This is a genomic window from Bacillus rhizoplanae (genome assembly GCF_917563915.1).
Taxonomy (GTDB): Bacteria; Bacillota; Bacilli; order Bacillales; family Bacillaceae_G; genus Bacillus_A; species Bacillus_A rhizoplanae.
On the sequence record NZ_CAKJTI010000020.1, the window covers coordinates 1 to 26,048 of the forward strand.

At 34.6% G+C, this 26,048-nt stretch carries 31 protein-coding genes and 1 riboswitch; of the genes, 8 read left to right on the forward strand and 23 right to left on the reverse strand.

The window, feature by feature from the left end:
* Positions 1-492: 492 nt before the first annotated feature.
* Positions 493-810, reverse strand: a complete 318-nt coding sequence (locus tag LRP84_RS16015; RefSeq protein ID WP_230575996.1) for a hypothetical protein — start codon at positions 808-810, stop codon at positions 493-495.
* A gap of 148 nt (positions 811-958) precedes the next feature.
* Positions 959-1,153, reverse strand: a complete 195-nt coding sequence (ykzS, locus tag LRP84_RS16020; protein ID WP_230575997.1) for a protein YkzS — start codon at positions 1,151-1,153, stop codon at positions 959-961.
* 176 nt (positions 1,154-1,329) lie between these two features.
* Here ykzS and LRP84_RS16025 point away from each other — a divergent pair, with 176 nt between their 5' ends.
* Positions 1,330-1,887, forward strand: coding sequence for a GNAT family N-acetyltransferase (locus LRP84_RS16025; protein ID WP_230575998.1), 558 nt, complete (start codon positions 1,330-1,332; stop codon positions 1,885-1,887).
* 70 nt (positions 1,888-1,957) lie between these two features.
* On the opposite strand, the gene LRP84_RS16030 is transcribed toward LRP84_RS16025, so the two are convergent.
* A complete protein-coding gene (locus LRP84_RS16030) occupies positions 1,958-2,557 on the reverse strand; it encodes a histidine phosphatase family protein (protein ID WP_230575999.1) in 600 nt (199 codons plus the stop codon).
* 58 nt (positions 2,558-2,615) lie between these two features.
* Positions 2,616-2,774 (reverse strand): hypothetical protein, encoded by a 159-nt coding sequence (locus LRP84_RS16035; RefSeq protein WP_230576000.1) that lies wholly within the window; start codon positions 2,772-2,774, stop codon positions 2,616-2,618.
* A gap of 251 nt (positions 2,775-3,025) precedes the next feature.
* Between LRP84_RS16035 and LRP84_RS16040 the strand changes: the two genes are divergently transcribed.
* Positions 3,026-3,211, forward strand: coding sequence for a YkvS family protein (locus LRP84_RS16040; protein WP_230576001.1), 186 nt, complete (start codon positions 3,026-3,028; stop codon positions 3,209-3,211).
* A gap of 45 nt (positions 3,212-3,256) precedes the next feature.
* On the opposite strand, the gene queF is transcribed toward LRP84_RS16040, so the two are convergent.
* Genes queF through queC form a run of 4 tightly spaced genes read right to left on the reverse strand, consistent with a single transcriptional unit; the run spans position 3,257 to position 5,650 of the window.
* Positions 3,257-3,754, reverse strand: coding sequence for a preQ(1) synthase (gene queF / locus LRP84_RS16045; RefSeq protein ID WP_035435424.1), 498 nt, complete (start codon positions 3,752-3,754; stop codon positions 3,257-3,259).
* Positions 3,755-3,784: 30 nt separating this feature from the next.
* The gene (queE, locus tag LRP84_RS16050; protein ID WP_230576002.1) at positions 3,785-4,501 is read right to left on the reverse strand and encodes a 7-carboxy-7-deazaguanine synthase QueE; all 717 of its coding nucleotides are present in this window, start codon (positions 4,499-4,501) and stop codon (positions 3,785-3,787) included.
* Entirely contained in the window at positions 4,494-4,988 is a 495-nt protein-coding gene (gene queD / locus LRP84_RS16055; protein ID WP_230576003.1) for a 6-carboxytetrahydropterin synthase QueD, read from the reverse strand. The genes queE and queD overlap by 8 nt, the downstream gene beginning before the upstream one ends.
* Positions 4,988-5,650, reverse strand: a complete 663-nt coding sequence (queC, locus tag LRP84_RS16060; protein ID WP_230576004.1) for a 7-cyano-7-deazaguanine synthase QueC — start codon at positions 5,648-5,650, stop codon at positions 4,988-4,990. The genes queD and queC overlap by 1 nt, the downstream gene beginning before the upstream one ends.
* Positions 5,651-5,744: 94 nt before the next feature.
* A riboswitch (PreQ1 riboswitch) is annotated at positions 5,745-5,788 on the reverse strand.
* A gap of 234 nt (positions 5,789-6,022) precedes the next feature.
* Between queC and LRP84_RS16065 the strand changes: the two genes are divergently transcribed.
* Entirely contained in the window at positions 6,023-7,231 is a 1,209-nt protein-coding gene (locus tag LRP84_RS16065) for an ATP-binding protein (RefSeq protein ID WP_230576048.1), read from the forward strand.
* Between the two features lie 10 nt (positions 7,232-7,241).
* Here LRP84_RS16065 and LRP84_RS16070 read toward each other — a convergent pair whose 3' ends face one another.
* From LRP84_RS16070 to LRP84_RS16085, 4 genes are all read right to left on the reverse strand, one after another.
* Positions 7,242-7,358, reverse strand: coding sequence for a DUF6254 family protein (locus LRP84_RS16070; RefSeq protein ID WP_098309568.1), 117 nt, complete (start codon positions 7,356-7,358; stop codon positions 7,242-7,244).
* Between the two features lie 184 nt (positions 7,359-7,542).
* Positions 7,543-8,076, reverse strand: coding sequence for a DinB family protein (locus LRP84_RS16075; protein ID WP_230576005.1), 534 nt, complete (start codon positions 8,074-8,076; stop codon positions 7,543-7,545).
* 140 nt (positions 8,077-8,216) lie between these two features.
* Entirely contained in the window at positions 8,217-9,911 is a 1,695-nt protein-coding gene (locus tag LRP84_RS16080; protein WP_230576006.1) for a M3 family oligoendopeptidase, read from the reverse strand.
* 264 nt (positions 9,912-10,175) lie between these two features.
* The gene (locus tag LRP84_RS16085; RefSeq protein WP_230576007.1) at positions 10,176-10,622 is read right to left on the reverse strand and encodes a MarR family winged helix-turn-helix transcriptional regulator; all 447 of its coding nucleotides are present in this window, start codon (positions 10,620-10,622) and stop codon (positions 10,176-10,178) included.
* A gap of 172 nt (positions 10,623-10,794) precedes the next feature.
* Between LRP84_RS16085 and LRP84_RS16090 the strand changes: the two genes are divergently transcribed.
* Positions 10,795-12,291, forward strand: coding sequence for an ATP-binding protein (locus LRP84_RS16090; RefSeq protein ID WP_230576008.1), 1,497 nt, complete (start codon positions 10,795-10,797; stop codon positions 12,289-12,291).
* Between the two features lie 26 nt (positions 12,292-12,317).
* On the opposite strand, the gene LRP84_RS16095 is transcribed toward LRP84_RS16090, so the two are convergent.
* The gene (locus LRP84_RS16095) at positions 12,318-12,599 is read right to left on the reverse strand and encodes an aspartyl-phosphate phosphatase Spo0E family protein (RefSeq protein ID WP_230576009.1); all 282 of its coding nucleotides are present in this window, start codon (positions 12,597-12,599) and stop codon (positions 12,318-12,320) included.
* Positions 12,600-13,094: 495 nt separating this feature from the next.
* Here LRP84_RS16095 and LRP84_RS16100 point away from each other — a divergent pair, with 495 nt between their 5' ends.
* A complete protein-coding gene (locus tag LRP84_RS16100) occupies positions 13,095-13,868 on the forward strand; it encodes a divergent polysaccharide deacetylase family protein (protein WP_230576010.1) in 774 nt (257 codons plus the stop codon).
* A 26-nt stretch (positions 13,869-13,894) separates the two neighbouring features.
* Here LRP84_RS16100 and cbpA read toward each other — a convergent pair whose 3' ends face one another.
* From cbpA to LRP84_RS22500, 3 genes are all read right to left on the reverse strand, one after another.
* Positions 13,895-14,521 carry a cyclic di-AMP binding protein CbpA gene (gene cbpA / locus LRP84_RS16105; protein WP_230576011.1) on the reverse strand — a complete coding sequence of 209 codons (627 nt, stop codon included), beginning with the start codon at positions 14,519-14,521 and terminating at the stop codon, positions 13,895-13,897.
* Between the two features lie 160 nt (positions 14,522-14,681).
* Entirely contained in the window at positions 14,682-15,311 is a 630-nt protein-coding gene (locus LRP84_RS16110) for a class II aldolase/adducin family protein (RefSeq protein WP_098309576.1), read from the reverse strand.
* 154 nt (positions 15,312-15,465) lie between these two features.
* On the reverse strand, positions 15,466-15,588 hold the full coding sequence (locus LRP84_RS22500; RefSeq protein ID WP_302850612.1) for a hypothetical protein: 123 nt from the start codon (positions 15,586-15,588) through the stop codon (positions 15,466-15,468).
* Between the two features lie 710 nt (positions 15,589-16,298).
* Here LRP84_RS22500 and LRP84_RS16115 point away from each other — a divergent pair.
* Positions 16,299-18,047, forward strand: coding sequence for a B12-binding domain-containing radical SAM protein (locus LRP84_RS16115; RefSeq protein ID WP_230576012.1), 1,749 nt, complete (start codon positions 16,299-16,301; stop codon positions 18,045-18,047).
* Positions 18,048-18,108: 61 nt separating this feature from the next.
* Here the strand turns inward: LRP84_RS16115 and LRP84_RS16120 are convergent, their stop codons facing one another.
* Together LRP84_RS16120 and ykzP are read right to left on the reverse strand one after the other, a co-directional pair.
* Complete coding sequence (locus LRP84_RS16120; RefSeq protein WP_230576013.1) at positions 18,109-18,891, reverse strand: DeoR/GlpR family DNA-binding transcription regulator; 783 nt, start codon at positions 18,889-18,891, stop codon at positions 18,109-18,111.
* 449 nt (positions 18,892-19,340) lie between these two features.
* Positions 19,341-19,493: a protein YkzP gene (gene ykzP / locus LRP84_RS16125; protein ID WP_230576014.1), complete on the reverse strand. Its 153-nt coding sequence runs from the start codon at positions 19,491-19,493 to the stop codon at positions 19,341-19,343.
* A gap of 141 nt (positions 19,494-19,634) precedes the next feature.
* Here ykzP and LRP84_RS16130 point away from each other — a divergent pair, with 141 nt between their 5' ends.
* Complete coding sequence (locus LRP84_RS16130) at positions 19,635-20,006, forward strand: DUF3905 domain-containing protein (protein WP_429718831.1); 372 nt, start codon at positions 19,635-19,637, stop codon at positions 20,004-20,006.
* Between the two features lie 40 nt (positions 20,007-20,046).
* On the opposite strand, the gene LRP84_RS16135 is transcribed toward LRP84_RS16130, so the two are convergent.
* From LRP84_RS16135 to phaR, 5 genes are all read right to left on the reverse strand, one after another.
* Positions 20,047-21,396 carry a TrkH family potassium uptake protein gene (locus LRP84_RS16135; RefSeq protein WP_230576016.1) on the reverse strand — a complete coding sequence of 450 codons (1,350 nt, stop codon included), beginning with the start codon at positions 21,394-21,396 and terminating at the stop codon, positions 20,047-20,049.
* Between the two features lie 12 nt (positions 21,397-21,408).
* Complete coding sequence (locus tag LRP84_RS16140; protein WP_230576017.1) at positions 21,409-22,611, reverse strand: NAD(P)/FAD-dependent oxidoreductase; 1,203 nt, start codon at positions 22,609-22,611, stop codon at positions 21,409-21,411.
* A gap of 214 nt (positions 22,612-22,825) precedes the next feature.
* Positions 22,826-23,911 carry a class III poly(R)-hydroxyalkanoic acid synthase subunit PhaC gene (phaC, locus tag LRP84_RS16145; protein ID WP_230576018.1) on the reverse strand — a complete coding sequence of 362 codons (1,086 nt, stop codon included), beginning with the start codon at positions 23,909-23,911 and terminating at the stop codon, positions 22,826-22,828.
* Between the two features lie 87 nt (positions 23,912-23,998).
* A complete protein-coding gene (gene phbB, locus LRP84_RS16150; RefSeq protein WP_098310903.1) occupies positions 23,999-24,742 on the reverse strand; it encodes an acetoacetyl-CoA reductase in 744 nt (247 codons plus the stop codon).
* Positions 24,743-24,894: 152 nt separating this feature from the next.
* Positions 24,895-25,371, reverse strand: a complete 477-nt coding sequence (gene phaR / locus LRP84_RS16155; protein ID WP_230576019.1) for a polyhydroxyalkanoic acid synthase subunit PhaR — start codon at positions 25,369-25,371, stop codon at positions 24,895-24,897.
* 194 nt (positions 25,372-25,565) lie between these two features.
* Between phaR and phaQ the strand changes: the two genes are divergently transcribed.
* Complete coding sequence (gene phaQ, locus LRP84_RS16160; RefSeq protein ID WP_230576020.1) at positions 25,566-26,015, forward strand: poly-beta-hydroxybutyrate-responsive repressor; 450 nt, start codon at positions 25,566-25,568, stop codon at positions 26,013-26,015.
* The last annotated feature ends 33 nt before the right edge of the window (positions 26,016-26,048 follow it).

A 26,048-nucleotide genomic window follows, 5' to 3' on the forward strand; every position in this document is an offset into this window, starting at 1 on the left:
AAATTTATTTTTTCGACAGAAACGGCCGATCTTTTTACAATACAAAGAATATGAAACAACATTCTAAAACGCATGTCAATAAAGTGTATTTCAAAAAAGTTGTCAACGGATTTACCCACATTTCCAAAAAAGTTAACAGTATAAAATTGTCAAAAAAAGAAACATACCTACGAAATCTATTGATCATTTGTCATAAAAAAACGAACAGTTTCCTTATTAGAAACTGTTCGAAACCGGTTACACATTTTCTATATGATGCACCTCTTACTTTTTTAAAAAGAGGCAGTTACATTCAAATAAGAGATTTTCTTTTGAATATTCATCACTAAAAAACTCACAATCTATCCCTTTTTTGTATATTTCTGGTTCATTTACGACAAAAAGGAGAAAAATAATGAAATGACATTCTATTTACTGATGCTATGAAAAAGAAAAATGCGCAACATATCGTAAACATATGTACACGCAAAAAAAAAACAAAAAAAACGACTCCTATTCATTATTTTTTACGTACACGATGTCCTTCACAAATATATGATAGAAATTTTCATCTTTACATTGCATCGTAAAAATAGGTGATTCTTCATCGAAATACGCAATCGTACCTTTAACTTTTTGAATAGAATTTTGAAGTTTAGCTGCTACAAGTACTGTTTGTTCTTGTTCATATGCTGTTCTTAGTTGTTGAATGATCTCCTTCATTCGCTTTCGCTTTTCAGGAAACATAATCATCCCAACAAATTTCCTTCCTTTCTCATCTTTCCAAAAATAATCCCAATGCGGAAGTATTCCTTGCTTAAACTCTCCCATATAAGCTCCCCTCCTTATCTTTATCTCACCCTTTTTGGCAGTTATCGCATACCTATCTTCTTTAGGTAGACAATAACTTTCAAAAAAAGAATTTACTTGTTTTAATTAGCAAACAAATACATTAGCGTTTAAGTAGCAGGTAATTGACTTATGAACGAGGCATTTCCATATATGTATAGATAATTTCTCCCCCGCCCTGTGCGTTACCGCGAAAATGTTTAAAATCTTGGCGCTCTACTAAAACTTCACGAAACGTATAGAAGATTTCTTTTGTTACAACATATTCTTCTATTTCTTTATTTTTAAGTTGATCTAAGATCATATTTACTTGTTGTTTATCCATGCTAATCACCTCTCTGTAGTATTTTTATCCCGCATTAACGGGCAGTAAGACCCCCACTGATGGAAGTTTCATTTTATTTCACGACTACTTCTGAATATATCCTTCTAATATAGCAAATCATTTCTTATCATGCTAACTCTTATGATACAATAAAACGGACAACCAGGAGGGATAACATGATTCGGAAAGCAAAACAAACAGATACTAAAGCAATATCTCCTTTATTGTACAACGCACTGCATGAAGTTGCTGAAAAATTAACAGGTGGTACAACTGAAACCGAAGTTCTAGAAGGTTTAGAGTATTGGTTTACAAAAAAACAAAATCGACTCAGTTATGAAAATTGTTTCGTTGAAGACCGTAATGGAAATGCAGTTGGTGTTATTGTAACCTACCACGGAAGTGAAGCAACAAAGCTAGATGCCCCAATTGTAAAACGATTACGAAAAGTGAAACAAGATTCTTCTATTATATTAGAAAAAGAAGCCGAAGAAGATGAATATTATATTGATACCTTGTCTGTTTCATCTACCCATGGCGGACAAGGTATCGGTTCAAATTTAATCCTTGCAGCTGAAACACACGCTCGAGAAAAAGGACATAAAAAAATTTCATTGTTAGTAAACTTAGAAAATAAGCCTGCATTTTCTCTCTATAACAAGCTTGGTTATAAACAAGATAACACAATTATGCTCGTAGGCGAACCATATGCTCATTTAATTAAGCGTGTATAATACAAAGGCACAATCATAAAATAATGATTGTGCCTTTGTATTATACACGCTGCATTACGCCTATTTTGCTTCATGTATACGTTACAAATACATTTCCTTCTATTACTTCGTGAAAAGTATAAATTGTACATCCCCACGGTTTCGTCTGAAACAGCAGCGGTCCATGCCATCCTCGAGTACGCAGCTCTTTACCAATCATCGCATTAAAATAACTATGTCCAATAAGGGCAACTCGCTGATATACATTTGCATATCCAATCAATACATCCGCTGCTTGCTTCGCTCTTTTTTGTACTTCTAAGTATGATTCAACATTCTTCGAATAACCGACCATCCAAAATGCGCGACCTAAAAACATCCATACTTTCGGTTTACATTTCATCCATCTTGGTACAGGTAAAATAGAAGGAATAGCAGCTTCGCGAAAAAGTGGATTCTGAATAAAAGTAATATTGTTAGTCAACATTGTTGCTGATTGAACAGCTCTTTTTTGATCACTTGCCGCTATAAACTTCGAGGCTTCAATCACTTCAAGCGTTTTACTTGGAATGTCTGTGTCTCTCACAATATCTTCATCCTCATATCTTTGCAGCCATTCTTGAAATTCTCGTACTGTAATCGCTTTTTTGTGAACACTAGAGCGTCCATGACTTATGAAAGAAATTTGCATCTTTCTCACTCTCCGTTCAGCATGTTTCACATTATATTACTACAACTCCATATAGGTCTCATTCAGTGCTCCCATCTTCATGACTAGAAAAAGAAGATCCACTATCAATTCCCTCATAGTATATGTATGTTTCATGTTCTCGAATCATTTTTAATTTCGTATATGCAAACAGAAATAAAACAATAGCTATCAAGCTCCCCGCAATCTCAAGTTCCATTTTATCGCCCCCCGTTTCATTATACTCCCATATTTTCATGTTACAATTATGAAAATGAGTTTCTTACATTCATGTTACAATTGTGAATATGAGTTTCCTACTATGAATTTCTTGTGAAAAATTAGTATTTTTTTCAAAAAATTATCATGGAAACATTTACAAAAGATGAAATATCGTTCAAAATAAAGAAAAATACAAAAAGAACGAATCTTGTTCTCTTTTTCGTAAAAATGTAACAAGGAGAGTTGCTTATGAAAATCGCAGAAGCTGGAGATATCATTGAATTCAAAGACGGTATACAAGGGCGCGTTCAAAAAGTAAATAAAAACTCTGTTATTGTAGATATAACAATTACGGATAATTTTAAAGATTTAGATATGGAACCGCTTACTGTTGTCAATCATAAAAACTATATAATTATTACGCAACATGCATAGAATACTAGAAAAAAGAGGCAGCCTACAAAGTTGCCTCTTCTTTCCTTAGCGATTATCTACTGTTTCTGGATATAAATCATGATTCATTAAACGATATTCAGCCATTTTTTCATATTTTGTACCAGGACGTCCATAGTTACAATATGGATCAATAGAAATACCACCACGTGGTGTAAATTTACCCCATACTTCAATGTAGCGAGGGTCCATTAGTTTAATTAAGTCATTCATAATTACATTCATACAATCTTCATGAAAGTCTCCATGATTACGGAAACTAAATAAATATAACTTTAACGACTTACTCTCCACCATTTTTTGCTCTGGAATGTAGCTAATGTAAATTGTCGCAAAATCGGGTTGTCCCGTTTTCGGGCATAAGCTTGTAAACTCCGGACAATTAAATTTTACAAAATAATCACGGTTCGGGTGATTATTATCAAACGTCTCTAAAATTTCCGGGCTATATTCAAATAAATATTTTGTATTTTGATTTCCCAGTAATGTAACATCTTTCAAATCTTCATCTTTTCTTCCAGTCATCTTAAAAATCTCCCTTCATTCATACAGTAATTATACACCGCGTTTATTGCCCCACACTAAAGCGTGAAGTTGCGGCAATACTTTCGCGTCATTCATTTCCTTACATTGTACTGCTTTGTCAATGAGCCATTCATATTTTGTGAGCAGACGTTGAATTAACGATGCATCGTCCGTCGTCTTCGTATCATCATTTCCAACTTGTAAGAAAAACGGAATGTGCGGATAACGTTCATGCACCTCTTTTGCGTATCCAAAATCGCGATCATCAAATACAACCACTTTTAAACTAAATTCCTTTCCTTCTAGCTTATCAATGATTGAATCTAACATAACAAAATCCGTTGTCATCTTTGAACTCGGTGGCTTTGGTGAAATTGTCACCTCATCTATATGAAGTAGCCAATCTTGCCATTTACTTCCTTGCGTTTCAATTGCTGTACGAATTCCATTCTTTTTTAGTAAAGAAATCAATTCTCCTAAATGTTTCAACAACGCTGGATTCCCACCTGAAATCGTTACATGTGAGAAATTTTCACCACCAATTTGCACCAGTTCAGAAAAAATTTCTTCTGGCGGCATTTGACGAATTTGCTCTTTCGCAGAACCGTCCCATGTAAATGCAGAATCACACCATGCACAGCTATAATCACAACCTGCTGTGCGAACAAACATTGTTTTTTGTCCAACAACCATTCCTTCTCCTTGAATTGTCGGTCCAAAAATCTCTAACACAGGAATGTTACTCACCCATCATCCACTCCCGTCTTACTTCTGCATAACTTGTTGGTGTTTCAAATAAGCGCACAAACTCAACACGCGCTCCTTTATATTCATTTTGTCGATCACCTTTTGTTAGCGCCTCTTCCATCTTCTCAAAAATCCATACAACCATATTTTCAGCAGTTGTATTCATTGCTGGAAGTGTTTCATTTAAGTAACGATGATCTAAATATATTTCAATTTCATTTTTCCAAATTTCCTTTATATCACCAAAATCAATCGCTAGGCCAATTTCATTGACATAACCACTAATTCCGAAAATTACTTTATACGTATGTCCATGAAGGTTTTTACATTTCCCTTCATAACAGTGTAGATGATGTGCAGCATCAAACGTAAATTCTTTACTAACCATAACACGCTTATTATGATACTTTAGTTGCTCACGCCCAATGTCTTGATCAATTTTTTGTAAATTTTCAACAATGCGAAATCCAAAGAAGTTTTGTGTCATTATGCTTTCGCTCCTTTACGCTCTTGTACATATTTATCAAGTCCTGCTTTACGAAGCTGACACGCTGGACATTCACCGCAACCATCACCAATAATCCCGTTATAACAAGTTAACGTTTTTTCACGGACAAACTCAAATGCCCCAAGTTCATCTGCCAATTCCCACGTTTCTGCTTTATCAATCCACATAAGCGGTGTATGAATAACGAATGGATAATCCATTGATAAATTTAATGTAACATTTAACGATTTCACAAACACATCACGGCAATCTGGATACCCGCTAAAATCTGTTTCACACACGCCTGTTACAATATGACGCGCCCCTACTTGTTTAGCTAACACAGCTGCAAATGATAAGAACAATAAGTTACGTCCATCCACAAATGTCGATGGCAACTCACCATCTTCATGTGTAATTTCCATATCTGTACGTGTTAACGCATTAGGCGCAAGCTGATTTAACAAGCTCATATCAAGTACGGTATGCTTCACACCTAATTCCTTTGCAATTTCAGCCGCACAGTCAATTTCAAGTTTATGGCGCTGATTATAATTAAACGTCACTGTTTCTACTTCTTCAAACTGTTCAAGCGCCCAAAATAAACATGTTGTACTATCTTGACCGCCACTAAAAACAACAACTGCTTTTTCCTTTTTCATTTCACTCATTCTCCTCTTTTTTCGATTACAAGAAGAAAGAGCGTTCTTGAACTGTCATACTAAAAAAACAAAACAATATATAAAGAATATTGTTCTCTCCTTAGTTTTTTATAGAGGGAGTTCGCGAACCTCTCCCATGCTATACATGGACTGTCTTCTTCAATTTGCATCTTTTATTGTAACATAGCGGGTGTATGAGTGAAAAACGTCTGTTTTTTCTTTTTTTTCTAAAAATAACATTTCATTTTCTTTCATATTAATAGTATGATAATTTTATATGTCGCATCTTTCACTTCTCACAACAAGGAGGTTTTATAGCTGAAGGTTTTTATTATGTACCTCTTCTTAAATATATTGTTTATTCTGGTTACAATGTTAATTTATCATTTATTTTGGAGCGAAAAAGGAAATCACTCTCCGAAGCTCAATTCGTTTGTATTTATCCTCTCTTGCAGCATTACCACTATTCTCTGTATGTCATTTGCTGCAAAAGTTGATTTTGGATTTCAATTCGACTTCCGACATATCGTGCTAATTGTCGGAACATTATCCGGTGGCCCAGTAGCAGGTGCTACAATTTTTGGTGTTATGAATCTTTATCGTTTTTTTATTGGCGGGAGCGGTGCCATGCCTTCTTTTATAGCATCTATCGCTTTGTACATTTCCCTTATTGCAACATACAAAACATATATAAAAGGGAAAATAAAATCAAAAATGTATTTAGCTTTTTTTTACTGCCTGATTTTTGGCATAGTTTGGATTCCTTATTTTCTATCTATGGCTCCAAATCCAAAGAACTATATACTTTATATCATTACATACGAATTATGCGCAATCATAGGAACTATTTTAATTTTATACTTAATGGACGTATTACAATCGCAAGTTCGTCTTGCAAAAGAACTTGTAAATGCTGAGAAATTTCAATTGATTGGTGAGATGGCTGCTTCAATCTCGCATGAAATCCGAAACCCTCTTACATCAACGAGAGGATTTCTTCAATTGCTACAGTCGAAAAACTATTCAGAACAAGACAAACTGTTATACTTAGACATCGCTATACACGGTATTGATCAAGCCAACCATGTATTAACAGACTATTTAACATTCGCAAAACCAAGTATTGAAAAAATACAAACGTTACAGTTAGAAGAAGAATTACTTCATGTTCTTACGTTCATGACACCATTAGCGAACCTTTCTAATGTTCGGTTTCATTATACGAAACAAAGTAAAATATTTTACATAACGGGAGAAAAACAAAAGCTTAATCAATGTCTTTTAAACATTGTAAAAAATTGCATTGAAGCGATGCCAAACGGCGGAGACCTTACATTTACCTTAACACCCGCTCATAAACACATCCAATTACATATTCAAGATACCGGAATTGGTATGAACAACGAACAAGTAAAACGCCTCGGTTCTCCTTTTTACTCTACAAAAGAAAAGGGTACAGGTCTTGGAATGATGGTTGTGTTTAGCGTTATAAAAGCAATGAACGGAAAAATTGATATCTCTAGCAAGAAAAATGTTGGAACATCTTTCCTTCTTACATTTCCTTTAACAAAAAAACCGTGATGCAACTGCATCACGGTTTTTTCGTTTCATCCACAAGCTCTGCAAAAGTCTTCACTTTCCCATGTGGCTGCTGATGTTCTTTTCGCGCTTTCCATTGTCGTTCTTGCTCCTTCTTTTTATTTCCCATTATCTCAACTCCTTTTAAGATGTCCTTATATATGTTCCAACATATAAAGTAGGAATATACATACGTGAAGTGATAGAAAATTCATGAAAATTGAAACAAAAGTGGTGCATGTCGCTTGCAGCACTCTGAACAATTCATAAAAAAACTTCCATCAGCTATTGAATCCACTGATGGAAGTTTCACTTTATCTTTGCAAAATTGAATGTTTCGCTTCTTTTAACTGTGTAAGATGACGTTGTTCATGTAAATCTAAAAATTGTACCCATTGATATAAATTAAGCTCATTAAATATAGGGTGTTTGAGCGATTTTTCAAGTAGCTCTTTTTCATTAACAATGCTATGAAGAACATGCAAAAGCTTTTCTCTTGAACTTTGCAGCAATTGAATCATTTGTGTTTTTTTCATTAGCGTTTCTGTTGGTTGCATTTGCTGAGGGGCTTCTCTCTTTCTTGTTCGATCGAGTGTAACTTGAAGGTCTTGGAGTGGAACAACTTTTCTTTCGTTTTTATGAAGTGAATATACAATGGCGGATGTTACAGATTGTTCAACAAGATGAAGATGATGTAAAACTTGCATAATGCTCCATTTATCACGGCGCGGTTTCGTATTAACTTCTGTATCTGTTAACATTTCAATTTCCGATAAAAGCATCTTTCTTGTAGATGACATTCCTCGTAACAACGTCTCCATATTCATATTCGCATAAGATTGCATCATATTTCTCCCCCCTATTTGGTTAAAAAAAGGCGCTTCTTCTAAAGAAACACCTCTTTTTAAATTATTCTTAATTTTCTTTTATTATCTCATTTTTCAAAACACGTGTCGATTGCAATTCCATAAAAAACAGTGTATATTTTTTACAATTTTGTGTCATCTACTTCATCTAACCACGCATGAATTTCATCAATAACACCCTTCACACATCCATCAGCAAACGGAGAGGTTAAATTTGCCGTTTCAACTAATTGTAAGAATGATTTACTTCCGCCTTGGCGGCAAAGATGAACATAATCTTCCCATGCTTCTGGACGATTCTCTCTAGAGCGTTTCCAAAATTGAAGTGCACAAATTTGTGCTAACGTATAATCAATATAATAAAATGGCGAATTATAAATATGCGCTTGACGTTGCCAAAAACCTCCGCGCTCTAAATAATCATTTTCTTCATAATCACGGTGCGGTAAGTACTTTCTTTCAATCTCACGCCAAGCTGCTTTACGCTCAGCTGGTGATGCTTCTGGATGTTCATATACAAAATGCTGGAATTCATCAACAGATACACCATATGGTAAAAACAGTAAAGCTGAACTTAAGTGTGAGAAGTAATACTTTTCCGTATCTTCTTCAAAGAATAATTTCATCCACGGCCATGTGAAAAACTCCATGCTCATAGAATGAATTTCACATGCCTCATATGTCGGCCAATTATACTCTGGAATTTCATAATGGCGGCTTTCATATACTTGGAAAGCATGTCCTGCTTCGTGCGTTAACACATCAATGTCACCAGACGTTCCGTTAAAATTCGAGAAAATAAAAGGTGCTTTATAGTTTTCAATATATGTACAATAGCCTCCGCCAGCTTTTCCTTTTTTGGCAACAAGATCAAGTAAATTATTTTCTAACATAAAGTTAAAAAATTCATTTGTTTCTTCTGATAGTTCTCTATACATTGTTTTGCCGTGGTTCACAATCCAATCCGCATCACCTTTCGGTACGGCATTACCGGATGCGTATTCAAAATTCTCATCATAATACGCAAGTTTCTCTACCCCAATGCGCGCCTGTTGCCTTTGTCTAAGTTCTGTTGCAACAGGAACAATATAATCAAGCACTTGCTTACGGAAATTTGCAACCATCTCTGCATTATAGTCAGTACGATACATTCTTGCATATCCAAGTTCTACAAAATTGTTAAAGCCCAGTTTTTTCGCAATTGCCGTTCTTACTTTTACAAGTTCATCATAAATACGGTCTAACTCTTCCTCATGCTCTGCTAAAAAACCATAATATGCCTCACTTGCTTGTTTACGCATATTACGATCTGTATGCTGCATAAACGGAACAAGTTGTGATAATGTTCGCTCTTCTCCTTCAAACAAAATTTTAGCTGCCGCTAATAACTGTGTATATTGAGAAGATAATTTATTTTCTAACTGTAGATCTGCTACCACGTCATCAGAATATGTCTTCATTTCAGCCTCTGCAAGTGCAAATAGCTGCGTACCATAATATTCTTCTAATTGTTTTCGAAATGGGGATTGTGTTAATACCTCATAGTATTTTGTCACATACCCTTTCACAATTGGAGAATACTCATCAAAGAAATCTTGTTCTTCTTTATAGAATACATCTGTCGTATCTATACTGTGACGAATATAACATACGTTATACATAGTGCTGAAATCATTGCGAATTGCATTAATATGTGCAATCACTTCCTTTTGTTCTGCCACTGTTTTTGCATTCTTGAATTGCTGCAAAGTTTCAGTAAACCTTTCTTTCACTTCGTCCATATTTGGACGTTTGTATTCATAACTCTCAAATGACATGCAAATAGCTCCTTTCTCTTCTTAAAAGCATTCTCGTACTATTATTCCATATATTTTGCAAATCCCCTTTATTCATCAGCAAAATTCATCCTACACGCATTTTAAAATTCATACATTTTAATTTCAAACTTGAGATACATTGAAAATTCCATCATACTGTCCATTAAGTAAGAAATAATGTTCAACTAACCATCAGCGGAGGGCTTACTATCCACGAAATAAAAAAACTTTGAACTGTGCATTCAAAGCTTACAAAAACTTTTATTATTTCTCATATTTCCCTATCTTCTTTAACAACGTTAATAGTTGATCTTTCTCATCCTTTTTTAACATATGAAATGATTCATGTATGACTTTTTCATGATTCGGAAAAATATTGGAAATCAATTGTATCCCTGATTCTGTTAAATGAGCATAAATGACACGCCGATCATTTGGACAAGGCTTTCGCTCTACAAGTCCTTTTTTCTCTAATTTATCAACAACATATGTAATACTACCGCTTGCAATTAAAATTCTTTCTCCAATTTGTTGCAATGGTTGATCTCCCTTATGATATAACAGTTCTAGCACAGCAAACTCTGTTGGGTTTAACCCGTTACTTTGAATAGATTTATTGGCGGTATCCATAACCGAACGGTGTACGCGTGATAAAGCGATAAATAGTTTTAATGATTTGGAAACATTTTCTCTCTCATACTGAGACGTCATAACTCTTCAATCCTTTACTAAATTTCTTTTCAAATAGCGATATTATATCTAATTTCAAAAACACTGTCTTGTTTCAATATATTACAATAAAAAATAATAAAAAAATATAAAAGCACTGCATATTTAAGAGTGTTTATATATAATGAAGATAAAAACAGAAGGGGTAGCAATTTTGAACGTAAATTTACGCAACACATTTTTATATATTTTGCTTGTTATATTGCCAACTCTTTGTATTAGCACTCTCTTTTTTTCATACCACAAATATACAATGCAGCGTGAAAATGAACAGGCAGCTCATACAGTCGTATTTTTATATAGAGACTATTTAGATCGTTACCTAGGGGAAGCAACATCCGCATTAGAAATGCTTGCCATGGTAATTAGCGCAACAGCGAACGATAATATTCAAATACAACAAGTCCTACAGAATGCAGATGAAAGAGACCCTCGCTTTTCTGGTCTGTATTATGCAAATACAGATTTTAAAATTACAGTAGCATCATCCAGTTTAAAAAGAAACTTTGATATCGCCGATCGTTCTTATGCACAAGAAGCTTTGAAAAATAAAGAGACAACGGTTTCATCTGCACTTACTGATCGTGTTTCTGGACATCAAGTCATTGTGATTGCTACTCCTGTTCTCGATAAGAACAAAGATGTTTCTGGACTCCTCGTAGCAAGTTTGCGTTTTGACTATATTGCAGCATCTTTAAATGCAATCAAACCAGAATACCATTTTGAAGTGCTTGATAAGCAGGGAATTTCATTTTTACAAGATGATGATCACAAATTTGCTCAAAAAAACACACAACAAATTACTGTTCCATTAACAAGATTACCGTGGAGCGTTACTATTTATCCGTTACCTATTCAACAAACCGTTCTATATCGGAACGTCTTTACGGAAATTTTAATAACATTATTTCTTATGAATATTTTATTTTTAGTTATAAAGTATATGCTTCTGAAAAGACAAACAAAATTGGAAAGAAAACAAAATGAAGTACAGAAAATGGAATTAGTTGGCTCTTTTGCTGCAAGTACAGCTCACGAAATCCGCAATCCTCTTACAGGCATTAAAGGACTTGTTACTCTTTTAAAAGAAAAACATACAAATGAACAAGACCAATTTTATTTCTCGGTTATTGAACAAGAAATTGAGAGGATTAATGAAATTGCCAGTGAATTCCTTTTCCTTGGCAAACCAACTGCTATTATTGAAAAAACATACGATTTAAGAGACATTGTAAAAGAAGTTTCGTTAATTATTCAATCTGAGGCAAATTTACATAATGTTCAAATTTCCATACATATGCAAGAACATCCAATTCTTATTCGTTGCTCAAATGATCATATTAAACAAGTTATTTTAAATATTACAAAAAATGCTTTTGAGGCAATGTCATTAGGTGATACATTGACAATTACAGCCGAATCAAATGGAAATATAGCTCAATTACGTATTATAGACACAGGGAAAGGAATTCCAGAACACATCCAAAAACATATTTTTCATCCATTTTTTACAAACAAAGATACAGGAACAGGACTAGGCCTTGTCGTATGTAAAAGAATCGTTGAAATGTATAATGGTCAAATTACGATTAAAAGTAAAGAACATATAGGAACAACTGTCTGCATTATACTCCCGCTCCATTCACCGTAATCATCCCTTTTTTTATACGGGGATGATTATTTCATAAATGATGTAATAAACATTCTCCAAAACATATTCGATTTCACATTATATGACATTTTTAAAAATGGCGTTTTTAGCATTAAAAGCCATTTCGATACATTACTCTCTTTGTAACGTTGATATTTCATAATAAGCATGTCCAATTCCTGACTTACTTGAATTGTCTCTATGCTATTAAGTCCATTTGTAAGCCCTAAATGAATCATTTCTTCTCGCTTCACATTAATATCGCACAAAAGCTTGTCCATTGTAGATTTCCGTTTTGCTACAAACATACGTATCCCCCTCGATATTCTTCCGTAATCTGTATTCCTTTCTTATTAAAAATGGAATTTTCTGTTTCTTTGCCCATCAAATACGAACATTCAGAAAATTAAACATTTTATCCCTGTAATTTACAAATCTTTATCCTCACCTTGAGAATTATTACAAATTATTCTATCTTTGTAAATACATTCGCAATAATAGACATTTTTTTTGTTTTATTTTAGCTAAAACCTCTCTCAATTATGATTTTCCCTCTTTTTTACAATTATATTTTCGACATTTTGTGCGATTAAATTCCTTCAAAACGCAAACGATAACAGTAGATTATCATTTTATCTCGCATTAACAAACAATCACCCCATCTCAAGATTATGAGGAATTAAAGAATGTAGATGGGTCTACCATCTACTAATGGTAGTTTCATTCTATTCATTTAAACCGAAAATGGACAATCTCTCGTCTATTGATGGGTGTTTTGTATTATTAAGAAGGGAGAATCTTACATGCGAAAATATATTGTTATCTTTTTACTTACGGCACTACTGCCAATCATAACTTTTTCTGTACCGACCTACGCTCATACAAATAAAGTAGCGATTGTCATTGATGACTTTGGAAATAATATGAAGGGAACAGAAAAAATGTTATCTCTTCCTATCCCGTTAACTGTTGCAGTTATGCCATTTCTTCCATCTACAAAACAAGATGCAACATCAGCTCATCAAAAAGGACACGAAATTATTATCCATATGCCAATGGAGCCTGTAAAAGGAAAAAAAGAGTGGCTTGGTCCAAAAGCTATTACAACAGACTTAAGTGATGATGAAATTAGAAGTCGTGTCAAACAAGCAATTGAAGAAGTTCCATTTGCAATTGGAATGAATAATCATATGGGTTCAAAAGCAACTGCTGATGAAAGGGTCATGCGTATTATACTATCAGTTTGTAAAGAACATGGTCTCTTTTATTTAGATAGTAAGACAAGTCCGAACAGCGTTGTAAAAAAAATTGCTGAAGAAATTGGTGTACCTACTGTAGAAAACAAACTATTTTTTGATGATGTATATACTTCTGCTCACGTAACAAAACAAGCAAATTCTCTATTGAAAAAAGTGGAAAAAGAATCTGTTATGATAGCTATTGGTCATGTTGGACCACCAGGTGAAATTACCTCTTCCGTCATCCGGTCTTATATTCCGAAAATTCAAGAAAAGGCTGATTTCATCTTCTTATCTGATCTTGTATCACCAGCACCACCTGTTTCTTCACAAAAATAGAGAGAGGCTTCTGCCTCTCTCTATTTCTAAATAAGGTCTACATGACTAACTCGAAAACCCTTTTTCTCTAATCTCGCCACTAATGTTTCTAGCTCTTTTTGATTCAAATCCTCTGTAAGATTAACAATAACACGCCTTATATATTGATCACCATTATCTAGCGTAAATAAACCACCGATATTATAAGACTTTAATAATGTGCCAAGCTCTTTAATGATTCCTTTAGATTCATGCGTCGCTAACGTTAATATATACCCACCTGTATTCATTCCAAATGAGTCTTCAATCACATCAAAAATATTAGAATGTGTTAAAATACCAACAAACTCATGGTAATCATTTAGTACAGCTAGAAATGGCAGTCTACGAATTGTATAAAAAGCCCGAAAGAAAGAATCACGTTCAAAAATAAATGCTTGCTCATTTTCCATTAGCTCAGAAACACTTTCTTTTCTTCCTTCTTTCTCCCTACATTTATTCTCTAACATACCTACTTTATAAACAATACCCTTGAAAGTCTTACTATCTTCTGTTAAAACAGGAATCGCTCTATATCCGCTACAATCCATTATCTCTAGCGCTCGCTCCGCATCTTCACTCTCAAAGCAAGTCACAACTTGTTGCTTCGGAAGAAAATGATATTTAACTCGCAAAATACGTTCCTCCCCACATGACGACATGTAATCTATATATAATAAGGAGAGCCGTATTTTATGAGTAAAACTTCATTTATAAAAACGCTTTCATTTTTAAAGTTACTTTGTACCTTATCCTACTGCTCTTTAGGCATTTCTACCTAAAGAGGACTTTCAATTAAATAACTGAGCTTTTTGTTCCTTTAATCATTAACAGTTTCACATGATAATTCATTAAATACTCTAATCCTTCTAACCATTTTTTCGTTTCTTCTGGCGTTGTTCCCCATACAATTAATCCGTAATTATGAACAAGCACAGCTCCGCCACCCTCGGTAAAGCAAGGCACACTCTCTTCTAGCAAATTCGCAAATTTACTTTCATTTTCTACAATTGGAATTGTAATACCTGTAATACCTTCCTTACCAAAAACACGTTCTACATTTCTTTGTTCAAATGTTACTTCTCCTTCTTTTCCATATAACTCAGACATTAAATGACTATCAACTGTTTGTACTTGTAAAATGCATTCTGCCTGACTTTTCTTATAAATATCTGCGTGCATAAATGATTCAGAAGCTGGTTTCTCATCGATCGCAAATACTGGTTCACACGTACTATTGACTACAATAAAATCATCCTCCACAAATAGTCCTTTATCTTTTCCTTCTATATTAACTAAAAACGTAAGCGGATCTTTAGACGTACGCATTGATAAGCTAATTTTTGTCCCATAAAACCAATCACGAAGAGCTAATTCCATCTTAATATCCCGTAATTCTTTCCATTTCTTTAAAAATAATAACATATTGTCACCCCCGTATTGTTATCTTCTGTTTCTATGTAAAAGGAAATATTTTTTGATAATTCACAAAATTTAATTGAATTATCACACGAGAACTCCTTTTTGTCAATACGCTTTTGCCATGTTCCATAAACTTTATCCAAATGAAAAGAGCCCTTTATAAGGCTCTTTTGTTCATCATAATTTGCAACATTGCATTCTTCTCTTGTTCATTAATAATGCGTAGTTTTTGTAGTATATGTGCATATATAATTACCTTCTCACGCATTCTTTTACTCACCTCTTCCCCTTCTTTCCTCTAACCAACTTTTTTTCTGTTGGTAAATTATATGACAATCTAGGGAAAATGTGTCCTTTTTTTATCCCGCATTAACGGGCAGTAAGATCCCCACCTCAAGGTTGAGAGAGTAGCGAAGAAGATAGACGGGGGATAACTGCCCGTAAAAGTCCGATTGGTTCAACTAACCATCAGTGGGGGATGAAGAAAACCCTCACTGATGGAAGTTTCACTTTATGCAAATTCAACATCTTGCGAATGTTGTTTTTTTCCATATATATGCCTATACTAAACTCAACAATGTAATTCTAAAGTCAACTACCCACCACTGAAACGCTAACGTGTTTTGATGTGGGGGCTTGCAAAAAGCTCTGGTTGTCTAGCCTCAGTCTTTTATAGACTCCGTTTGTAGGTTGCATACCCAAGAATGATTCCCTAGTTCTTGGCTCTATGGTGGCTCTGTAACAATTCTGATTGGGAAGGAACGGTCAACCACAAGCCTTCTTGTATAAGAAGTTGCCAACACCTACAAACATTGGCGAAGGGAAACTACATCCTTATTAGGATGGGCAAAACACGCGTGTATTTGCCATGACTTGCTTTAGGCTGTGCCTAACCAAAATTCATCCCCATCTTATCGCTAGGCTATTGTCCGTCACGCGTACGAAGATGGGGATGAATTTCGGAAATACGTTAAAGTTGAGGGAAAAAATATGAACGTTGTTATTAGTACGTTAAACGCAAAGTACATTCATACAAATCTAGCAATTCGTTATATTAAAGCATATGCCCAGCCTGAATTTGATTTAGAAATGGCTGAATATACGATTAACGATCCTGTCATGAATATTGTTACTGATTTGCATAGGCGCAAACCTGATGTAATAGGATTTAGCTGTTATATTTGGAACATCGAAGAAACAATTGAAGTCATTCAAATGCTCAAGAAGATTAATCCAAACCTTATCATTTTTGTCGGTGGTCCAGAAGTTACATATGATGTGAAATATTGGCTAAAACGTGTTCCTGAAATCGATTTTATTATTATTGGTGAAGGAGAAATTGCTGTAAAAAATCTTCTATTTGAAATACAAGGTGCACAGCAATTTGAAAATCTTGACGGTATCGGATTTATAAAAGCTGATGGTACCCATGTAATAAAACCGCAACGTGAGAAACTAAACTTAAAAGAATTACCATCCCCATATCGTTTTCCGGAAGATATTCCACATTTAAGTAAACGTATTACCTATATTGAGACAAGTCGCGGTTGTCCGTTTAGTTGTCAATTTTGTTTATCTTCTATTGAAGTTGGCGTTCGTTACTTTGATCGCGAACGTATTAAAGAGGATATTCGCTACTTAATGAAGAATGGTGCACGTATTATTAAATTCGTCGATCGTACTTTTAACATTAGCCGTAGCTATGCTATGGAGATGTTTCAATTTTTAATTGATGAACATGTACCTGGAACCGTATTTCAATTTGAAATTACAGCCGATATTATGAGGCCTGAGGTCATTGAATTTTTAAATACACATGCCCCTGCTGGTTTGTTCCGGTTTGAAATTGGTGTACAATCTACAAACGACCAAACAAACGACCTCGTAAAAAGACGTCAAAACTTCGAAAAATTGACGAGAACAGTTACAATGGTTCGTGATGGACAAAAAATCGCACAACATTTAGACTTGATTGCCGGATTGCCTGAAGAAGACTATCAATCCTTCAGAAAAACATTTAATGATGTCTTTGCTTTAAGACCAGAAGAATTACAACTTGGCTTTTTAAAACTGCTGCGTGGTACGGGCCTTCGAATTCGGGCAAATGATCATCAATATATATACATGGATCATGCACCATATGAAATGCTCGGAAATAATGTACTATCCTTTGATGATATTCTTCAAATTAAACAAGTTGAAGATGTATTAGAAAAATATTGGAATGCTCATCGTATGGATCATACCGTGCCATATGTCATATCTCATACATTTGATACACCTTTTGATTTCTTCCAAGAGTTTGGAACTTATTGGGATACACAAGGATGGAGCCGAATTGGACACCAACTAGAAGATTTATTCCAACGTCTGTATCAATTTTTACAATCAAGAAAAACTGCACAACTTTATACGATTAAAGCCTTATTGACAATTGATTATTTACAAAATCATAAATATCGTCCTCGTAAATCATGGATAACGGAACAAAGGAAAAAGGGAGAAGTAGATTCCTACTATAAAATGATTATGGAACGACCTAACATACTAGGAGACGCATTTGCTGCACTTCAATTGACAGAAAAAGATTTGTATAAACACACAATTGTAGAGCATATACCATTTGACTACCACCATTACATGAAACATGGTGAAATGATTTCAAAACCTTCCATCCTTGTTGCTTACTACAATCCAAAAACAACACAATGTCGATTATACGCAACAAATATAAGCTGATTAACAAAACTGAGATAATTTCACAATGAACAAGGGCTTTCTACCGAAAGCCTCTGTTATTCTAACAAATAGTCCAGCGAATCCCCGCTCCCTTTACTTCTTCTTCAAAGCTATGCGGCATGCTTTTATCACAAATAACATGGTGTATATCTGAAAATCCAGAAATGCGATAATTTCCTTTTATACCAAGCTTCGTATGATCACATAAAATAAATGTTTCTTCTGCCTGTCGAATCATAGCTTCTGATAACTTCGCTTTCTCTAATTCAAAGCTCGAAACTCCGAAATTAGGCAAAAGTCCATCAATTGAAATGAATGCTTTATCAAAGTGAAATTGATGAATAGCTTGCTGAGAAATAGAACCTGATACTCGGCAGTGCTTTGGAGCCACTTTTCCACCAATAAACATCACTTGACCATCAATCATTTTCTTATTAATAAAAGAAATTAATTGCATTGCAACAGGAAACGAGCTTGTAATAACAGTCAAATTTTTTCGGTAAATGAGATATGGCACCATTTGGAGTGGCGTACTACCATCATCAATAACAATGACATCACCATCTTCTACAAAAGTTGCTGCTTTATAGCCGATACGTTTTTTTTCTTCTAAACATAACATTTCTCTTTCTAGCATTGGAGGATCCACTTTAGTCCTTGGCAATCCGACTGCTCCCCCATATACTTTCTTCAATTTCTTCTCGCGATCTAAGTCTCCTAAATACCTACGAATTGTCTCTGTTGATACCGAAAATTCTTTTGCAAGCTCTGATACCTTTACTTTTCCTTTTAACTCTACTTGCTCAATAATAATCCGCTTACGCTCTTCTCCAATAACAGACATGACTTCACCTCCAGTTATACAAATTCATATTTCTCTTCTATGTAATACTACTTCTCCGTTCATAATAAGCTCTATTTTTCATCTTTCGTTTTTATCTTGCTATTCGCGGGTAGTATGCCCCCACTGATGGAAGTTTCACTTTATTGCCACTGTTTCTTCTTTCTTTGGACTGCATCCTATAAAGTGAAACTTCCATCCCTATTGTTAAAATTCCCCTTCATGCTTTGCCCTCTCCTTTTTTTCATATGTATAATTTCAATATAAACGTAAAATGTAAAAACCACATTAAACAAAGATTAATCTTTTGTTTAATGTTTGTTTTTGTGTAATAGGTTGCTATTCCTATGTTTTCTCCCCTCGTCTTCGCCTACAACATAACAATAAATTTACAAACAATTAAAAATTCTATAAAAAATCCCGCAAAAAAAGAGGCGTTTATAAAAAACGCCTCAGTTTTTCTTGCCTTTTTTTGAGTTGCGATTTGCATATTTTGCAACATTTTCATTTTCGTACTCTACTGCAAATTCCGCATCCGGCAAGCTTTCTTTAGGAGTTTGATTGTTCTTTGCAGCTGCATTACGACTCACCTTGCGTTTTACCATACGAAACACTCCTTAATTCTTTATATAAAATCAATGCTTGTAGTACTAATATGGACATTAAAACTTCACTCTATAGATGGTAACTGTTAACAAGTTGCGAATATGCAATGTGAGGAAATGCTATAAAATAGGAAGGTCCATATGCCTTTCCACTTTTATAAACAAGGAGCGGTAAATGTGAAAAGAAACCAACCGATCGACTCTCCGATTCTTGATGAAACAATTCCGCATCAAATGAATTTTCCTTCTTTTAAAGGAACTGGTATCACGATGCAACCACCATTCACCAATGAGTATGGCGTAATTATTGGTGACAGCCAATATAATTCAGAAAATAGTCCCCTGAACAATTGGAGTGATGATATTGATCCTGCTATTATGGCCGGAGACCAATGGATACATCCAACAAATGATATCGGCTGGATTGCTGAAGAAAATCAAGACTTACTGCAAAAAAACAATAATGATGCAGAAGAAACTTTTATGCATCCGCAGTTTGGTATTAACGATTAATGTAGAAAAGCGATTCTATGTTATAAAATAGAATCGCTTTTTATCCAACAATAATCCGTTCTTTTGGATACTTATATCGAAGTGGTCTCTCTTTGCCCCCAATTACAAATATGAACGTTAAAATACCAATTCGCCCGATAAACATGAGCACAATCAATACGAGTTTTCCAACTGTTGTGAGTTCTGCTGTAATTCCGGTCGATAAACCAACTGTTCCAAATGCTGAACATACTTCTACAAACAGATTCATTAATGGAAATGGTTCCGTTATACATAACACAAATAGTGCTACGGCACATAGCAAAGCACCCATCAATGCAACAACAAATGCTTTTATAATATCTTCTTCGTGTAATTGTCTCCCAAATACCCGTACACTTCTACCACCTTTTGCAAAGGTATACAATACGAGGATACAAACTGCAAATGTTGTTGTACGAATACCACCACCGACAGAGCTTGGAGAAGCGCCAATAAACATTAATATACTCATAAAGAAAAGTGTTGGGGGCGAAAATTCTTGAATATCCATCGTTGCTAAGCCGCCACTTCTTGTTGTAACAGATTGAAACAATGTATAAAACAACATTTCATGCCATGATTTTCCACGTAAAAAATGATTCCACTCTAACAAAAAAATAATGATGGTTCCAACAACCACTAAAGTAAAGAATGTTGTCGTTGTGAGTTTTGTAAATAATGAAAACCGAAATAATTCATGTTTCTGTTTACCTATATATTGTTTCACTTCCATCAATACTGGAAAACCAATTGCCCCTAAAATAATAAGAAGCATATGAATAATTTGTACGATATAATCTTCTTGGTACGGTACAAGCGATTGTCCCGTCAAATCAAATCCACCATTCGTTGTAGCACTAACAGCCGCAAAAAAGCCATGAAAATATGCTTCCTTCCAATTAGGGAAGTAACGTAAAAATCTTGTTCCTAATAACAGTGCACCAATTACTTCAATTGAAACAATTAATATTAAAATAGAGCGCATTAAATGAACAAGTCCCGCTAAATTCCTTTGATTTTGGTCTGCCATAATTAAACGCCGCTGCTGCAGGCCTATTTTCTTTCCTGTAATCATCCAAACAAACGTACCAAGCGCCATAATACCAAGGCCACCTAATTGTAAAATAAGCGCTAATATAACAATACCTGCTGTAGTAAATGTATCTGGAATCGACACGACAGATAAACCTGTTACACTTACTGCACTAACAGATGTAAATAAAGCATCAATAAATGTCCACTCAACTTCTGGTTTTATAACAAATGGCATGCTTAATAATATAACAGACACAATAACAGCAATACCATAAAATAAAACGATGAGCTGTACTGGTCTTAAATGTTGTAACCATTTCCTAATACCTTTCATTCCATCACTTCTTTAACTTTTTTTACGACGAAATATTTCGAAATCTGAACTACTGCCATGTGTAAATAATTCCTGAAATATTTTTGCAAATACCATACTATAAACGGTACCATTTCCGCCATAACTTAATGCATAATAGAGGTTTGCAATTGATTCATCCTCTTTCAGAATGGGCATTCCATCATGTGTTCCGCCAAATATTGCTGCCCAATAATATTCTGCTTTTACGTGTTTCAACTGTGGAAATAATTTTGATGTTATTTGAACAAGAAGATTTCTTTTATGTAGTAGATGTGTGTCACCATATTTTTGTAACATACTCGGTTCATCTAAGCCACCGATTATAATTCGATTCTTATACGTGCGGCAATATAAATACGGACGCGCAGTTTCCCAAATTAACGACTGCTCGTACCATCCTTCAAAATTTGGTTGTTCATTTGTGACAATTGCATAGGAAGTTTCCAAAATTGCATTTGCTTCTTTTTTTATCTGTTGCGTTTCGTATCCTGTAGCTATAATAACAGCTTTAGATATAATTTTCTTTCCATTTTTAGTATAACAGATTGTGTCTTTATGAACAGATTTAATATGAATAATCTCTGTATCCTCAAAAATAGCCGTTCCATTCTTTTTTGCTTTATGAATAAGAGCATGTGCTAACACATACGGATTCACTTCCGCATCTCCTCTTGTGTATAAAGCAGCTGGTTTTGTAAATGAGTAACGTTTCGTTATATCTTCTTCTGTAAAAAACTCAACAGGAAAATCATAATATCTTAAGGTTTCATATTCTTTTCTTAGAAATGAAACATCATCTTTATTACTTGCATAATATAAGCTTCCTCTACGAATAAATTCAGGATCTATATCGAGTTTTGTTACTACTTGCTCCAAAGTATCCAGCGCATCATAACATAATCGATATGCCCGAACGCCTTTTTCTTCACCAAATGTATGCACAAACGAAGTTAATGATTTATCTTGAGTGTATTGTAACAACCCTGTATTCGCAAGCGTACTTCCACTTGCAGCTTTCCCTTTATCTACAACTGCCACTTGTAGTCCAATTGCCGATAACATATATGCAAGATGAGCACCCACTTGACCACTTCCAATAATAAGCACATCACATATCATATCATTTTCCAGCTTTTCATAACAAGGTACAGAAATCCCTTCATCCCAAAACAATTTTCCAAATCGCAGTTTCATGAAATCTCTCCTATAAATAAAGATGTCTTTCTTTGTCTTGTTATTTTTCTTTATTTTCCATAAAAAAATCCAGCTAGTTTTCACTAGCTGGGTTATACTATAACGCTCTAACAGCGGTATTTTTCACTTCTCTCAATACCAAGTCGCCCGTATGAGCCCGATTGGCTCAACTAACTATCAGTGGGAAAAATCGCCCACTGATAGAAGTTTCGCTTTATCTTGAACGTTCCTCAAGCCAATTACCAATTGTCGGATATGTTTGTTTCACTGCCGTTCCTCCGTATACAATTGACATATGCCCTGTCGGAATACACACATATTGTTTATCAACACTGGAAATATGATCTAACAATGCTTCTACTTGACATGGAAGTGCAATATGATCACGTTTAGCAGAGATATTCAATACATTTGCTTTAATATTTTCTAATTTCACTTGTTGGCCACGAATGATAAGTTCCCCTTTTACTAACTTATTTTTTTGGTAGAACTCACGAATCCATTGACGATATGCTTCTCCTGGAAACGGAATTCCATCCGCAACCCATTTTTGAACTAATCTCCAACTTTCTACAAACCGTTCGTTTTCTGAGCGATCAAGGAGCGCTACGTACGGACCTACAAAATTCGAAAGTGGTTTCAACATTTTATTTCCAAAGTCAATCATTTCTGGAGGGATATTTCCAAGTGTATCAACTGCTTTATCTAAATTAAAATATTTTTCATCTAATAATGGTCCATATAAACCTGTATCTGAAAAGTCAAATGGGCTCGTCATGAAAATTAAATTACGAATTGGCATATGCGGATGAAGCGCAGCATAAATAGAAGTTAAGGTTCCACCCATGCAATAACCAAGAAGAGAAATTTCTTCCGCATTTGCTGTACGCAATACTTTTTTCACAGCTTTTGCAATGTAATCTAGAATAAAATCATCAAATTTCAAATGACTATCTTCTAAACCAAATGTTCCCCAATCTAGCATATACACATCAAAGCCACGGTCTACTAAATATTCCACTAAACTATTCCCTGGCGTTAAATCCATAATATACGGCTTATTAATAAGAGCATAAATTAACAAAATAGGAACAGAATGTGTTTTTTCTTGTTTCGGAATGTAACGATATAACTTCGTCTTATTTTTTGTCCAAATAACCTCTTTCGGTGTTAAGCCCACTTGCGGCTCTGGTTCACGAAGTAACACTTCACTTGCTCGTCTAAAGCGTTTATATGCTTTTTGATATTCCTCTGGATATAACTCTAATTGTTTTTCCCATTCCGTTCTTAATGTTGTCATTTTCACAACTCCTTTATTTTCATTTCTTTTCTTTCAGAAAGAAAGAAGTGCATACCTATCATAGACATGCACTTCTTTGTTGTTAGATTACATATATAAACCGCCGTTAATATTTAATTGCTGTCCTGTAATGTATGCACCATCGCGGCATAAATATACAACACCTTTTGCAATTTCATCTGCTTGACCGAAACGTTTCTTCGGAATTTTCGCTACGATTTGCTCACGAACGTTTTCCGGAACTTCTGCTACCATTTCCGTATCGATAAACCCTGGGCAAATTGCATTTACTGTTACATTCGTTCTTGCATACTCTAACGCTAAAGATTTTGTAAACCCAATCATACCAGCTTTTGCAGCTGAATAGTTCGTCTGCCCAAATCCACCAGCTTGTCCAATAATAGAAGAAATACTAATAATTCGTCCTTCTTCAGCTTCTGTTATGTATGGAAGTGCAGCACTTGTTGTATTGAATACGCTGCTTAAATTCACATCAATAACGCGATCCCAATCTTCACGGTTTAACTTTTTAAATGTACGATCTCTCGTAATACCAGCATTGTTAACTAAAATGTCTACTTTTCCAAAATGCTGTACTGTTTCTTCTACAAGACGCTTTGCATCCTCTAATTTAGAAACATCCGCTTGACAAGCATATACATCATGTCCTTCTTTCGCTAGCTCATTCACAAGGTTCTCAGCAGCATCTTTACTGCTATTGTAATTAATCACTACTTTTGCACCTTCTGCTGCTAGTGCTACTGTAATTGCTTTTCCAATCCCCTTTGCTCCACCTGTTACAATTGCTACTTTTCCATGTAATTGAGCCATTTTTGCTCCCCCTTTGTTATAATTCGCGGCCACATGATGGATGAGCTTTGCCTAGATGAACACCGCAATGCATACATACATTTATAAATGATATACCGCCCTAGAAAGAGGTGCTCCCTTCCTCTTTCAGAACGAATATATATTTAACGAAATTATTTTTTATTATCGTTTTTAGCTTGTACCGCTTGTACTGCTGGTACTTGTAACTTTGCTAATACTTCATTTTGTTTTTCAAGCAGTTCAAAAATTTTATCTAATTTATTTTCTAATGTACGAATATCTTGTTTCACTTTTGTGACATCACGCTTTATTGTAGGAGATTGTCCAAGAGACTCTATCTTTTCTTCCAAAAACTCTTCGATATTGTCAACTTTGTTTTCTAAATTAATAACAAGAGAAGCAACTCTGGCAATATCTTCTTGCGTTGGGATATTCACTTTCTCTAAATATCCCTTCGTTGCATCATTCATCATCTTTTGATAAAACAAGTTCAAATCTAGAACGCTTCCCATCCATGCAGAATACTCTTCTGTCTTGACTGTTTCATTAAGCGTTTTTCCCCAATACTTTTCTGTCTGTTCGTAAACTTCTTTCCAAGCTTGTAGTGGATCGAGTTTTTGTTCAATCACTTCTCCTACACTCCTTTATTTAGTTATTGGAACAATTCAATCTATTCATTATTTTCCAATATTCTGACTGAAAGTTCAAGTGTGTATTTATTTTTTATTTTCTAAAAATACATTGACAAAAAATACAGATAGGTGTAAATTGCACATATAAGAAAAAAATTCCATCTAACTGATTCATGAGGTGATGCACAATCATGCTACAAAATGAACCAGAAAAAAAAGAAAGTTTGGACACAACCCAAACGAAACAACCAAACTCCATGCCAAAAAACTTCTTAGTTCCATTCTTACTTCTCTGTCTTAAAGACTGGAGTCTTCACGGTTACAAACTCATTCAGATGCTAATGGATATTGGCTTTTCTTCTATTGATCAAGGTAATGTATATAGGACTTTACGCAAACTAGAAAAAGAAAACCTCATATCTTCTACTTGGGATACAAGTGAAGGAGGTCCAGCAAAACGAATTTATTCTTTAACGGAATATGGAGAGGAATATTTAACATCTTGCGCTACGTCATTTGAGCAATATCAAAAAATGCTTCGTACGTTTTTTAACCTATACACGAGTGCATTCTTTCCATTTTCCAATGTTCCAACAAAGGATGAGAAATCTTCATCGTCTTTTGGTGACACAGCAGATTAATCTGCGTTCACAATATGTAAAAAATTTATTTGG

What these genes read in the sequence shown, in the direction of transcription:
- LRP84_RS16015 (WP_230575996.1), bottom strand. Translation starts at nt 810, where the DNA reads ATGGGAGAGTTTAAGCAAGGAATACTTCCGCATTGGGATTATTTTTGG.
- ykzS (WP_230575997.1), bottom strand. Translation starts at nt 1,153, where the DNA reads ATGGATAAACAACAAGTAAATATGATCTTAGATCAACTTAAAAATAAA.
- LRP84_RS16025 (WP_230575998.1), top strand. Translation starts at nt 1,330, where the DNA reads ATGATTCGGAAAGCAAAACAAACAGATACTAAAGCAATATCTCCTTTA.
- LRP84_RS16030 (WP_230575999.1), bottom strand. Translation starts at nt 2,557, where the DNA reads ATGCAAATTTCTTTCATAAGTCATGGACGCTCTAGTGTTCACAAAAAA.
- LRP84_RS16035 (WP_230576000.1), bottom strand. Translation starts at nt 2,774, where the DNA reads ATGGAACTTGAGATTGCGGGGAGCTTGATAGCTATTGTTTTATTTCTG.
- LRP84_RS16040 (WP_230576001.1), top strand. Translation starts at nt 3,026, where the DNA reads ATGAAAATCGCAGAAGCTGGAGATATCATTGAATTCAAAGACGGTATA.
- queF (WP_035435424.1), bottom strand. Translation starts at nt 3,754, where the DNA reads ATGACTGGAAGAAAAGATGAAGATTTGAAAGATGTTACATTACTGGGA.
- queD (WP_230576003.1), bottom strand. Translation starts at nt 4,988, where the DNA reads ATGACACAAAACTTCTTTGGATTTCGCATTGTTGAAAATTTACAAAAA.
- queC (WP_230576004.1), bottom strand. Translation starts at nt 5,650, where the DNA reads ATGAAAAAGGAAAAAGCAGTTGTTGTTTTTAGTGGCGGTCAAGATAGT.
- LRP84_RS16065 (WP_230576048.1), top strand. Translation starts at nt 6,023, where the DNA reads ATGTTAATTTATCATTTATTTTGGAGCGAAAAAGGAAATCACTCTCCG.
- LRP84_RS16070 (WP_098309568.1), bottom strand. Translation starts at nt 7,358, where the DNA reads ATGGGAAATAAAAAGAAGGAGCAAGAACGACAATGGAAAGCGCGAAAA.
- LRP84_RS16075 (WP_230576005.1), bottom strand. Translation starts at nt 8,076, where the DNA reads ATGATGCAATCTTATGCGAATATGAATATGGAGACGTTGTTACGAGGA.
- LRP84_RS16080 (WP_230576006.1), bottom strand. Translation starts at nt 9,911, where the DNA reads ATGTCATTTGAGAGTTATGAATACAAACGTCCAAATATGGACGAAGTG.
- LRP84_RS16085 (WP_230576007.1), bottom strand. Translation starts at nt 10,622, where the DNA reads ATGACGTCTCAGTATGAGAGAGAAAATGTTTCCAAATCATTAAAACTA.
- LRP84_RS16095 (WP_230576009.1), bottom strand. Translation starts at nt 12,599, where the DNA reads ATGTTTGTAGCAAAACGGAAATCTACAATGGACAAGCTTTTGTGCGAT.
- LRP84_RS16100 (WP_230576010.1), top strand. Translation starts at nt 13,095, where the DNA reads ATGCGAAAATATATTGTTATCTTTTTACTTACGGCACTACTGCCAATC.
- LRP84_RS16110 (WP_098309576.1), bottom strand. Translation starts at nt 15,311, where the DNA reads ATGTTATTATTTTTAAAGAAATGGAAAGAATTACGGGATATTAAGATG.
- LRP84_RS16115 (WP_230576012.1), top strand. Translation starts at nt 16,299, where the DNA reads ATGAACGTTGTTATTAGTACGTTAAACGCAAAGTACATTCATACAAAT.
- LRP84_RS16120 (WP_230576013.1), bottom strand. Translation starts at nt 18,891, where the DNA reads ATGTCTGTTATTGGAGAAGAGCGTAAGCGGATTATTATTGAGCAAGTA.
- ykzP (WP_230576014.1), bottom strand. Translation starts at nt 19,493, where the DNA reads ATGGTAAAACGCAAGGTGAGTCGTAATGCAGCTGCAAAGAACAATCAA.
- LRP84_RS16130 (WP_429718831.1), top strand. Translation starts at nt 19,635, where the DNA reads ATGCCTTTCCACTTTTATAAACAAGGAGCGGTAAATGTGAAAAGAAAC.
- LRP84_RS16135 (WP_230576016.1), bottom strand. Translation starts at nt 21,396, where the DNA reads ATGAAAGGTATTAGGAAATGGTTACAACATTTAAGACCAGTACAGCTC.
- LRP84_RS16140 (WP_230576017.1), bottom strand. Translation starts at nt 22,611, where the DNA reads ATGAAACTGCGATTTGGAAAATTGTTTTGGGATGAAGGGATTTCTGTA.
- phaC (WP_230576018.1), bottom strand. Translation starts at nt 23,911, where the DNA reads ATGACAACATTAAGAACGGAATGGGAAAAACAATTAGAGTTATATCCA.
- phbB (WP_098310903.1), bottom strand. Translation starts at nt 24,742, where the DNA reads ATGGCTCAATTACATGGAAAAGTAGCAATTGTAACAGGTGGAGCAAAG.
- phaQ (WP_230576020.1), top strand. Translation starts at nt 25,566, where the DNA reads ATGCTACAAAATGAACCAGAAAAAAAAGAAAGTTTGGACACAACCCAA.